The sequence below is a fragment of the Amycolatopsis panacis genome, assembly GCF_003600245.1.
In the GTDB taxonomy this organism is placed as follows: domain Bacteria; phylum Actinomycetota; class Actinomycetes; order Mycobacteriales; family Pseudonocardiaceae; genus Amycolatopsis; species Amycolatopsis sulphurea.
Genome location: NZ_QZFV01000114.1, coordinates 24,537 through 35,015 on the forward strand (window position 1 = coordinate 24,537; position 10,479 = coordinate 35,015).

At 72.1% G+C, this 10,479-nt stretch carries 10 protein-coding genes; 6 read left to right on the forward strand and 4 right to left on the reverse strand.

Going from position 1 to position 10,479, the window contains the following annotated elements; all coding sequences use genetic code 11:
- Positions 1–2: 2 nt before the first annotated feature.
- Both D5S19_RS24810 and D5S19_RS24815 read right to left on the reverse strand, forming a co-directional pair.
- A complete protein-coding gene (locus tag D5S19_RS24810; RefSeq protein ID WP_199730689.1) occupies positions 3–998 on the reverse strand; it encodes an iron-siderophore ABC transporter substrate-binding protein in 996 nt (331 codons plus the stop codon).
- Positions 999–1,121: 123 nt separating this feature from the next.
- The gene (locus tag D5S19_RS24815; RefSeq protein WP_120025799.1) at positions 1,122–1,832 is read right to left on the reverse strand and encodes an MBL fold metallo-hydrolase; all 711 of its coding nucleotides are present in this window, start codon (positions 1,830–1,832) and stop codon (positions 1,122–1,124) included.
- 76 nt (positions 1,833–1,908) lie between these two features.
- Here D5S19_RS24815 and D5S19_RS24820 point away from each other — a divergent pair, with 76 nt between their 5' ends.
- Entirely contained in the window at positions 1,909–2,763 is an 855-nt protein-coding gene (locus D5S19_RS24820; protein ID WP_120025800.1) for a DMT family protein, read from the forward strand.
- Between the two features lie 8 nt (positions 2,764–2,771).
- Here the strand turns inward: D5S19_RS24820 and D5S19_RS24825 are convergent, their stop codons facing one another.
- Both D5S19_RS24825 and D5S19_RS24830 read right to left on the reverse strand, forming a co-directional pair.
- Positions 2,772–3,797, reverse strand: coding sequence for a FecCD family ABC transporter permease (locus D5S19_RS24825; protein WP_120025811.1), 1,026 nt, complete (start codon positions 3,795–3,797; stop codon positions 2,772–2,774).
- Positions 3,794–4,840 (reverse strand): FecCD family ABC transporter permease, encoded by a 1,047-nt coding sequence (locus D5S19_RS24830; protein WP_407641789.1) that lies wholly within the window; start codon positions 4,838–4,840, stop codon positions 3,794–3,796. The genes D5S19_RS24825 and D5S19_RS24830 overlap by 4 nt, the downstream gene beginning before the upstream one ends.
- Positions 4,841–4,914: 74 nt before the next feature.
- On the opposite strand from D5S19_RS24830, the gene D5S19_RS24835 reads away from it, so the two are divergent.
- From D5S19_RS24835 to D5S19_RS24850, 5 genes are all read left to right on the forward strand, one after another.
- On the forward strand, positions 4,915–6,606 hold the full coding sequence (locus tag D5S19_RS24835) for an ABC transporter ATP-binding protein (protein WP_120025801.1): 1,692 nt from the start codon (positions 4,915–4,917) through the stop codon (positions 6,604–6,606).
- Complete coding sequence (locus D5S19_RS32115; protein WP_158605633.1) at positions 6,603–6,773, forward strand: hypothetical protein; 171 nt, start codon at positions 6,603–6,605, stop codon at positions 6,771–6,773. The genes D5S19_RS24835 and D5S19_RS32115 overlap by 4 nt, the downstream gene beginning before the upstream one ends.
- A 163-nt stretch (positions 6,774–6,936) precedes the next feature.
- Entirely contained in the window at positions 6,937–8,700 is a 1,764-nt protein-coding gene (locus D5S19_RS24840; RefSeq protein WP_120025802.1) for an ABC transporter ATP-binding protein, read from the forward strand.
- A 207-nt stretch (positions 8,701–8,907) separates the two neighbouring features.
- Positions 8,908–9,852, forward strand: coding sequence for an RNA polymerase subunit sigma-70 (locus D5S19_RS24845; RefSeq protein ID WP_120025803.1), 945 nt, complete (start codon positions 8,908–8,910; stop codon positions 9,850–9,852).
- A 20-nt stretch (positions 9,853–9,872) separates the two neighbouring features.
- Entirely contained in the window at positions 9,873–10,301 is a 429-nt protein-coding gene (locus D5S19_RS24850; RefSeq protein ID WP_120025804.1) for a PPOX class F420-dependent oxidoreductase, read from the forward strand.
- Positions 10,302–10,479: the final 178 nt, after the last annotated feature.

The following is a 10,479-nucleotide window of genomic DNA, read 5'->3' on the forward strand; positions in this document are numbered from 1 at the left end:
GGCTACTTGAGCCCGGACTTCTCCATCAGCGGCACGAGCTTGTCGAGCGCGTAGAGCTGCGCGCCGGGGGTGCCGGCGGAGAACGCGTTGGACAGTTCCCCGTCGATCACGATCGAACGGTTGTCCTTGACCGCCGGTATCAGTGTCCACTGTGGATCGCCGTCGATCTGCTTGCGGTCGATGAAGATCGGGAACGCGACGATCAGGTTCGCGTCCAGGAGACCGAGCTGCTCGTCGGAGATCGAAGCGGAGAACCCGCCCGAGTTCGGCTTGAGCTTGGCGATCGAGGGCGACTGTGTGAAGCCGAGCTTCTGCAGGAACCCGAGGCGCACGTCGCCCTCGGTGTAGGCGCCCCAGCCCTCGGCGGTGCGGGTGGCCACGGTGACGGACTTGCCCTTCCACGCGGGGTGCGCCGCGGCCGCCGCGGCGAAGGCCTTGTCCACCTTGGCGAGCAGCTCGTCACCCTGCTTCTTCGCGCCGAGCGCGGCGGCGATGGTCCTGGTCTCCTGCTCGGCGGAGGTCAGGTAGTTGTCCGCCCCGGCCGGGACCCCGACCGTGGTCGCGATCTTCGAAAGCAGGTCGTGCCGCTTCTGATCGCCGGAACCGCGCACGTCGAGGATCAGGTCGGGTTTGAGCGCGGCGATCTTCTCGTAGCTCGGTTCGAGCGTCTGGATCAGCTGCGGCGGGGTCTGGTACTTGGCCGCGTCCCACGGGCCGACGCCGGTGCCGCCGAACTGCAGCCAGTCCGACGCCCCGACCGGCTGGACGCCCAGCTCCAGCGCCGTCTCCGCGTCACCCCAGCCGAGCGCGACCACGCGTTCGGGCTTCTTCTCCACGGTGACGTCGCCGAACTTCGTCGGCACGGTGACCGGGAACGCGAACCCGTCCGCCGCCGCGGCGCCACCGGCGGGCTTCGCGGGCTCCGTCCCGCTCGAACACGCACTCAGCAGGAGCAGCGCGGCAGCGGACACCACACCGAGGAGGGAGGGCTTCTTCACGATGACGACGGACCTTTCTCCCGGGCGCCGCGAAACCCGGCGCCGAACCGGACACGAGGTTAGCCTAACCTCATTCCGGCACGGCGCCGTCGGCGGCCCCGGCCGACCCGTCTCAGCGCCCGGTCAGCCCGAGAACAACTGCCGCCACTGCTCCAGCGACCGCGGCCGGAACACGAAGTTGGCCGCCTTCACCCGCGACAGCGCGGCCGAGGGCTCCGGCGAGTACTGGTGCCCGGGATAGACCACCGGGTCGCCGGGCAGCCCGGCGAGGCCCTGCAGGCTGCGGAAGATCTCGTCCGAATCGCCGCCGGGCAGGTCGGTGCGGCCACAGCCTTCGAGGAACAGCGTGTCCCCGGTGATCAGCCGGTCGCCGACCAGCAGGCACTGGCTGCCCTGGGTGTGCCCGGGGGTGTGCAACAGCCGGATGTCGATCGAGCCGACGCTCAGCACGTCGTCGTGCTCGTGCCCGCGCAGGTCCGCCTCGGACACGCCGGTGACCCGGCCGACCCACTCCCGCTCCACCGCGTTGACGTGCACCGGCACCGGTGCTTCGGCGAGCAGCTCGGCGATTCCGGGCAGCGGGATGCCCATCAGGTCGCCGCCGACGTGGTCGGCGTGGTAGTGCGTGGCGATCGCGCCGGTCAGCCGCATCCCGTCCGCTTCGAGCAGGGCCAGCAGATCCCGCACCGCGTAGGCCGGGTCGACGACCACCGCTTCCCCGGTCTCCCGGTCGCCGACGAGGTAGGCGAAGTTCCTCATCTGGGTCGCGACCGGATCGCCGGCCGCGAAGTCCCGGCCGGCGAGCAACTGGCGGAAGTACAGCTGATCTGCCATGCCCGTAGCCTATCGGCCGGGCCGCCGGCGAGTCCGGGCGGAGCGCGCCGATCACGACCGGCATAGGGTCGACGCCATGGTGTGGGGATTCCTGGGCGCGTTGCTTTCAGCCGTGGCCTACGGCGTCGCTTCGGTGATGCAGGCGGTGGCGGCGAAAGCGACACCGGACGCCGGCGCGGGCGTCGATCCGCGGCTGTTGCTGCGGGTGCTCCGGCAGTGGAAGTTCGTGGTCGGGCTGGGGCTCGACGTCCTCGGGTTCGTCGCGCAGATCGGTGCGCTGCACGTGCTTCCGCTGTTCGTGGTCCAGGCGACGCAGGCCGCCAGCCTCGCGGTGACGGCGGTGGCCGTGCGGGTGTTCGGCGTCCGGCTGGGTGCCCGCGAGTGGACCGCGGTCGCGGTGGTCTGCGCGGGACTGGCGTTGCTCGGCTCGTCCGCGGAAAGCGAAGGGGCGAACGAGGTCGGTCTCGGCTTCCGGCTGGCTCTGATCGGCACGGTCGTGGTGCTCGGGATCGCCGGGCTGGCCGCGGGCAAGGCCGGGCGCCGGATCCGGACGCCCGCGCTCGGGCTGGTCGCCGGGCTCTGTTTCGGCCTGGTCGCGGTGAGCGGCCGGGTGATCCCGAGCCTCGCGCCGCTGGACCTGCTGCGTGATCCCGCGCTGTACGTGGTGGCCGTCGCGGGCGGCCTGGCGATGTTGTTCTACGCCACGGCATTGCAACGCGGCAGCGTGACCACCTCGACCGCGATGATGGTGCTCGGCGAGACCGTGCTGCCCTCCCTGATCGGCGTCGTGCTCCTCGGCGACCGCACCCGCCCGGGATTCCTGGTGGTAGCGCTGGCCGGGTTCGTGCTCGCGGTCGCGGCGGCGCTCGCGCTGGCCCGGTTCGGCGAACCGACGCCCATCGAGAAGGCCCCCGAACCGGCCGAGCACTGACCCGGCGCTCAGCCGCGGTTGCGCCGCCACTGACTGGACAGCAGCCATATCAGGTACAGCCCGCCGATCGCGGCGGTGGCGATACCCACCGGCAGGCCCTCCTCGCCGAACACGACCCGGGTCACCAGATCGCTCGCGACCAGCAGCAGCGCCCCCATCAGCGCCGAGCACACCAGAACGGGCTGCGCCGAGCGTGTGAGCCGTTTCGCCAGCTGCGGCGCGGAAAGCGCGACGAAGGAGATCGGCCCGGCCGCCGCCGTGGCGACCGCACAGAGCACCACCGCGGCGGCGATCAGCAGCGCCCGGCTGCGTTCCACCGGCACGCCGAGACCTTTGGCCGCGTCGTCGCCCATCTCCAGCAGGGAGAGCCGCCGCCCGAGGCCGAAGGCCACCGGCAGCAGCACCGCCACGACCACCGCGAGCGGGACTGCCTCCTCCCAGCCACGGCCGTTGAGCCCGCCCACCTGCCAGGCCTGCGCCGAGAACGCGTCCTGCAGCGAGGCGCGGGTGACCAGGTACGAGTTCGCCGCGAGCAGCATCGCCGCCATCCCGATGCCCACCAGGATCAGCCGGAAGCCCTGGACGCCGCGGCGGTAGGCGAGCAGCCCGACCACCAGCGCGGTGAGTATCCCGCCGGCCAGCGCGCCGAGCGCGACCTGCCCGGAATCGCCGTGTGCCAGCACGATCACCAGCAGCGCGCCGGTGGCCGAGCCCTGGGTGAAGCCGATCACGTCCGGGCTGCCCAGCGGATTGCCGGACAGACTCTGCAGAATCCCGCCGCTCACCGCGAGCGCGGCCCCCACCAGCACCGCGAGCACCAGCCGTGGCAGCCGGAGCGTGGTCACGATGAACTCGGTGCCGGCATCGCCCAAGCCGAACAGCGTCTTGACCACATCCGCCACCGACAGCGGGTAATCCCCGGTGGTCATGCTCACCGCGGCCAGCGCGAACACCAGGACCAGGAGCACGATCGCGGTCACCAGCGCCCGCGGCCGCACCCGGACCGCCGCGGGCCGCTCCCGCACCGCGGTCACAGCCGCGCCAGCTTCCGCCGCCGGCACAGCGCCAGGAACACCGGCGCGCCGAGGAACGCGGTGACGATGCCGACCTGAAGCTCCTCCGGCGGATTCAGCACCCGGCCCACCACGTCCGAACCGAGCAGCAGCACCGGGGAAAGCACCATCGAGTAGGGCAGCACCCAGCGCTGGTCCGGGCCGACCAGGATCCGCACCATCTGCGGGACGGCCAGCCCGATGAACGTGATCGGCCCGATCGCCGCAGTGGAGGCGCCGCACAACAGGGTCACCGCGACCGCGCCGAGCACCCGGGTCCGGCCCGGCCGCGCGCCCAGCGCCCGCCCGGTCTGCTCGCCGAGCGCGAGCGCGTTCAGCGGCCGTGCCAACAGCAGGGCCAGCACGATCCCGACGGCCACGAACGGCGCGATCTGCACCAGCACGTCCGCCCGGCGCCCGCTGAGCGAACCGACGTTCCAGAACCGGAACTGGTTGAAGGTGTTCGGGTCGAGCAGCAGGATCGCGCTCAGGTACGCCTGCAGCACGGCGGTGAGCGCGGCGCCGGACATCACCAGCCTGTCCGGGCTGGCCCCGGCCCGGCCCGTCGTTCCCAGCACGTACACCACCACCGAGGCCGCGGCCGCGCCGAGGAAGGCGAACCAGACGTAGCCGAGCACGCCGCTGACCCCGAAGAACGCGATCGCGGAGACGACCGCGGCGGACGCGCCGTTGTTCACCCCGAGCAGACCCGGATCGGCCAGGGGGTTGCGGGTCAGCGCCTGCATCACCGCGCCGGCCAGCCCGAGCGCCGCGCCGACGAGCGCGCCCAGCAGCGTCCGCGGGATGCGCTGGTCGTGGATGATCACCGCGTCCGCGCTGCCGTCGTCGTGCCAGAGCACCGACCAGATCGAGCCGAACGGGATGCTCTTCGAACCGATCCAGACGCTCACGAGCATGATGAGCACGAGCGCGGCGAACGCCACGATCAGCCCGGCACCACGCGCCGTCCGGCCACGCCGGACGGGCGGGGCCACCGGCGCCGGCGGGCTCACGCTGACAACCACGACACCTCCGGGGAACAGGGCAGCAAAGCTTAGACTAACCTAACCTTTCCACGACGAGTGACACGGAGGTACCGGTGACCACGGCGGGCGCGACCACCGGGCGCGAGGTGCTGCGACGGGCGATCGCCGGGCAGCGGAGACCGGTCCTGCTGGCGACATTGCTCGCGGCGGGTCACCAAGGCGGCGAGGCGCTCGTGCCCGTGGTCATCGGGGTGGTGCTGGACCGGGCGGTGGCGGACAGCTCGGCGCTCACGCTCGTCGGCTGGCTGGCCGTGCTCGCGGTCGTTTTCCTTGTTCTGTCGACCAGTTATCGGTTCGGCGCGCGGGCCGCGGAGCGGGCTTCGGTGCGGTCGGCGCACGAGATCCGGCTGGCGCTGAGCCGGCGGGTGCTGCATCCGCGCGGCGGCGCGGAGACCGGCGCCCTTGCCGGGGAGCTGGCCAGCGTCGGGGTTTCCGACGCACGCCGCGTGGGACGGGTCAACGCTGCGATCCCGCTGGGCGTCGCCGGGCTTTCCGGGCTCGTGGTCAGTGCCGTGGTGCTGCTGCGGATGTCCGTCCCGCTCGGATTGCTGGTGCTGCTGGGCACGCCGCCGTTGCTGTTCCTCGCGCATCTGATCGGCAAGCCGCTGGAGAAGCGCAGCGCGGTCGAGCAGGAACGAGCCGCGCACGCGTCCGGTGTCGCCGCCGATCTCGTGTCCGGCCTGCGTGTGCTCAAGGGCATCGGCGCGGAACCCACCGCCGTCGCCCGCTATCGCCGCACGAGCCAGAAATCGCTCTTCGCCACCGTCCGCGCCGCTCGCGCGCAGGCTTGGCACAACGGCGCGCTGCTGGCCCTCACCGGGATCTTCATCGCGGTGGTCGCACTGGTCGGCGGTTCGCTCGCGGCGGCAGGCGACATGACGGTCGGCGATCTGGTCGCCGCGGTCGGGCTCGCGCAATATCTGCAGTCGCCGTTCCTGATCTTCTCCGGCGTGAACGGCCAGCTCGCGCAGGGCCGGGCGTCCGCCGCCCGGGTCGCGACCGTGCTCAACGCCCCGCTCGCAGTGCCCGGCGGCGACGCGGCACTCCCCTCGCCGCCGACCGGACGAGTCGAGCTTTCCCAGGTGTCCCACGGGAAACTCCGCGGCCTGGACCTCACCGCGGCACCCGGGGAGCTGCTCGGCGTGGTGACCGCCGACCCGGCCGCGGCCACGGATCTGCTCGACTGCCTCGGCCGGTTCACCGATCCGGCGCACGGCACCGTGCGGATCGACTCGGTGGATCTGTCCACTGTGGACCCCGTGCGGGTGCGCGAGGCGGTACTCGTCGCGGCGCACGACGCCGACCTGTTCGAAGGCACCCTGGAGGAGAACGTGCGAGGCGGAACGGCCAGGCTGCCGGAAGGTGTGCTCGCCGCGGCAGCAGCCGACGAAGTGGCCGAGGCCCTGCCGCAGGGCACCGCGACCGCGGTCACCGAACGCGGACGCTCGCTCTCCGGCGGGCAGCGGCAACGGGTCGCTCTCGCCCGCGCGCTCGCCACCGACACGCCGGTACTCGTGCTGCACGATCCGACCACGGCCGTGGACACCGTCACCGAGGCACGGATCGCGGCCGGTGTCGCACAGGTCCGCCGGGCGCGGACCACCATCCTCGTCACGACCAGCCCCGCGCTGCTGGCCGCCGCGGATCGCGTCGTGCTGCTGGAGGACGGGCAGGTGAGCGCCGAAGGCAGCCACGCCGAACTGGTCCGCGACCAGGCCGCCTACCGGGCGGCGGTGCTCTCGTGACGGCCCGGGAACTGCTGCCGACCGCGAGCGGCACACGCATCCGCGCCGTGCCGCGGGATCTGCTGCGCCCATCGAAGGGGCGCGCGGCCGGGGCGCTCGTGGTCGATGGCAGCCGCTCCCCGCTGATCCACGGCCAGACCGCCTGCCCCGCGACGGTGACCCAGTGAACGCCCGCGAACTACTGCCCACCGCGAGCAGCACACGCATCCGCGCCGTACTCCGAGACCTGCTGCACCCATCGAAGGGGCCAGCGGCCGGGGCGTCCCTGCTCGAAGACAGCCACACCCCACTAATCCACGACCAGACCGCCTACCCCGCGACGGTGACCCGGTGAACGCCCGCGAACTACTGCCCACCGCGAGCGGAACACGAATCCGCGCCGTACTCCGCGATCTACTGCGCCCATCAAAAGGACGCGCGGCCGGAGCGTTCGTGTTCATCATCGGCGCGACCGCGATCGGGCTGCTCACCGCTCCCCTGCTCGGCCACGTCGTCGACCTCGTCGCCACGCACCGGCCCGCGAGCGATCTGGTCACCCCAGTGGTCGAGCTGGTGCTGGTGGCCATCGGCTCCGCGGTCGCCACCGCGCTCGGCGTCGCGATGCTCGCCCGGCTCGGCGAGACGATGCTGGCCGACCTGCGCGAGCGGTTCGTCGACCGGGCGCTGGGCCTGCCGTTGGAGCGGGTGGAGAAGGCCGGGTCCGGCGACCTGACCACCCGCGTCACGAACGACGTTTCGGTGGTCGCCGAAGCGCTCCGGGAAGCGCTGCCGGAGCTGTTCCGCGCGGTGCTCACCATCGTGCTCACGCTGGGCGCGATGGCCGCGCTCGACTGGCGTTTCCTGCTCGCCGCGATGCTGGCCGTGCCGATCCAGCTGCATACCGTGCGCTGGTACGTACGTCAGGCGAAGCCGCTGTACGCCGCGCAACGAGCCGCCGTTGGCGCGCAGCAACAGCAACTGCTCGATACCGTCAGCGGCGCCAAGACCGTGCGCGCGTACCGGCTGGCCGACGAGCACGTGGAGCGCGTCCGACGACGTTCGGAGGGCGCGGTCGGGCTCACGCTGAGCGGGATCCGGCTGATGACCCGCTTCTACGGACGGCTCAACCTGGCCGAGTTCGTCGGGCTGTCCGCCGTGCTGGCCACCGGTTTCCTGCTGGTGGGCGCCGATCTCGCGACGGTCGGCGTCGCGACCGCGGCGGCGCTGTACTTCCACAGCCTGTTCAACCCGATCAACACCGCGCTCGCCCTGGTCGACGACGCGCAGGCGGCGGCCGCAAGCCTGGCCCGGCTGGTCGGCGTGGCCGATCTGCCCGCCCCCGCGGAACCGGCCCGGCGCACCCGGCCGGTGGACGCCTCGGTCAAGGCCGCCGCCGTCGGCCATTCCTATGTGGACGGTCACCCGGTGCTGCGCGAAGTGGATCTCGAACTGGCGCCCGGCGAACGCGTCGCCCTCGTCGGCGCCAGCGGTGCGGGCAAGACGACGCTGGCGAAGCTCATTGCCGGCATCCACCACACGAGCACCGGAACGGTCTCTCTCGGCGGCGTGCCCCTCGAAGAACTGGGACCGGCCGCGACGCGCCGTATGGTCGCCCTGATCAGCCAGGAAGTGCACGTGTTCAGCGGCACCCTGGCCGACGATCTCCGGCTCGCCGCACCGGAAGCGACCGACGCGGAGCTGCGTGCCGCGCTGTCCGCCGTCGGCGCGCTCGACTGGGCCGAAGCGCTGCCGGACGGCCTCGCCACCGTCGTCGGCGAGGGTGGTCACCAGCTGACCGTCACCCAGGCGCAGCAGCTCGCCCTCGTGCGGCTCGTGCTCGCCGATCCCCCGGTGGCGATCCTCGACGAGGCGACCGCCGAGGCGGGCAGCTCCGGCGCGCGAACCCTGGAGGCCGCGGCCGCGGCCGCGCTCGCGGGCCGGACCGGCCTCGTCGTCGCGCACCGACTGACCCAGGCCGCCGCCTCCGACCGCATCGTGGTTCTCGAGGCAGGCGCCGTCGTCGAGTCCGGTACGCACGACGAACTCGTGTCCGCAGGCGGGCGTTACGCGACGCTGTGGGCCGCGTGGTCCGGCACCCGCGACGCCGGGCACTGACTCACCCTCGGACTCAGAAGCTGTGAAGGGACCCTTCACAGCTTCTGCGTCCGTGAAGGGTCCCTTCACAGCCTTTGCCGACCGTCCCCGGGAAGCCGGGCTGGCGGGAAAAGCTCATCGGCGGACCGATGAGTTTCGGGGTCCGGCGTCGTTCCACCTCCCGTAAGCGCTGCCAGCAGGGCAGACTCGCACCGGAAGGAACCCGCCATGACCGGAACGGAGCAGCTCATCGCCGCCGACCCCGAGTTCGCCGCGCGCGCCGACCAGCATCGCCGCGAACTGCACGTGCACTGTTACCGGATGCTCGGGTCGTTCGAGGACGCCGACGACGCCGTGCAGGACACGATGCTGCGCGCGTGGCGTTCCCGTGAGCAGTACGAGGACGGCACCAACCTGCGCGCCTGGCTGTACCGGGTGGCCACGACGGCGTGTCTCGACGCGATCCGACGCCGCGGCCGTCAGGTTCCGGCGCTGACCTCGTTCGCCGAAGTGCCGTGGCTGCAGCCGTATCCGGACCGGCTGCTCGACGAAGCACCCGAGGAAGCCGCGGTGGCGCGCGAGACGATCGAACTCGGATTCCTCGCCGTGCTGCAGTTCCTGCCCCCGCAGCAGCGCGCCGTGTTCATCCTGCGCGAGGTCCTGGACTGGCCGGCCGCCGAGACCGCGACGCTGCTGGAAACCAGCGTGCCGTCGGTGAACAGCGCTCTCCAGCGGGCGCGCGCCACCATGCGGGACCGGCTGCCCGCGCGCTCGGCCGAATGGGTGACAGACGATCCGACCACCGAGGAACGCGAACTCGTGCAGAAGCTCGCCCGCGCCCACGAGGAGTGCGACACCAGCGCGTTCACCACGCTGATCCGCGACGACGTGCGTGTGACCATGCCGCCGAACCCGGATTGCTACGACGGCCTCGCCTCGATGGCGCCGCTGCACGAGATCGCCTTCGGCCCGGACCGGATGGGCGACTGGCGGCTGGTCATCACCCGCGCGAACCGCCAGCCCACGCTGGCCAGCTACCTGCGCCGTCCCGGGGACACCGTCTTCCGCGCGTTCAAGCTCGACGTCATGCGCATGCGCGAAGGCAAGGTCGCCGAGTTCACCACGTTCGACGCCACGCTGTTCCCGGCGTTCGGCCTCGCCGCCACCTACTGACCCTGATTCCGGAGGTTCCGATGCCCACCACGATGACTCCCGGCCGTGCGCTGGCCTTCCTCGCCGAAGGCACCCGCAGCGCGGTGCTCGCCACGGTCCGTCCGGACGGGCGCCCGCACGCGGTGCCGCTCTGGTACGCGGTCGACGGCTCCGACGTGCTGCTGAATCTCAGCCGGGACAGCGTCAAGGGACGCAATCTGGACAACACGCCGACGCTGGCGCTGACCGTGCACGACGACGTGGCGCCGTACTCGTTCGTCACCGTCGAGGGCGACGGCGAGATCGTCGCCGACCCGGCGCAGGTCCGCGCGGGCGCCGAGGCGATCGCCCGGCGATACCTGCCCGCCGAGGCCAGGGACGGATACGTCGGCTACGCCGTCTCACCAGGGAAGGTCCTGGTGCGCGTCCGCCCGGCACGCCTTACCGGCGTCGACGCGGTAGCGGGCTGATTCGACCTCACTCCCGGAATGGCTGTGAAGGGACCCTTCACGGACTCTGAGGCCAGGGCCCCGGCAAAGTTGGTCGGGGGCCCGGCAGCGGGCGATGCGGAGGTGTGTGTGCGACCACCTCGTGGCGTGCGCCGGACCGGTTTCGGGTCCGTGAAGGGACCCTTCACAGACTCAGAGT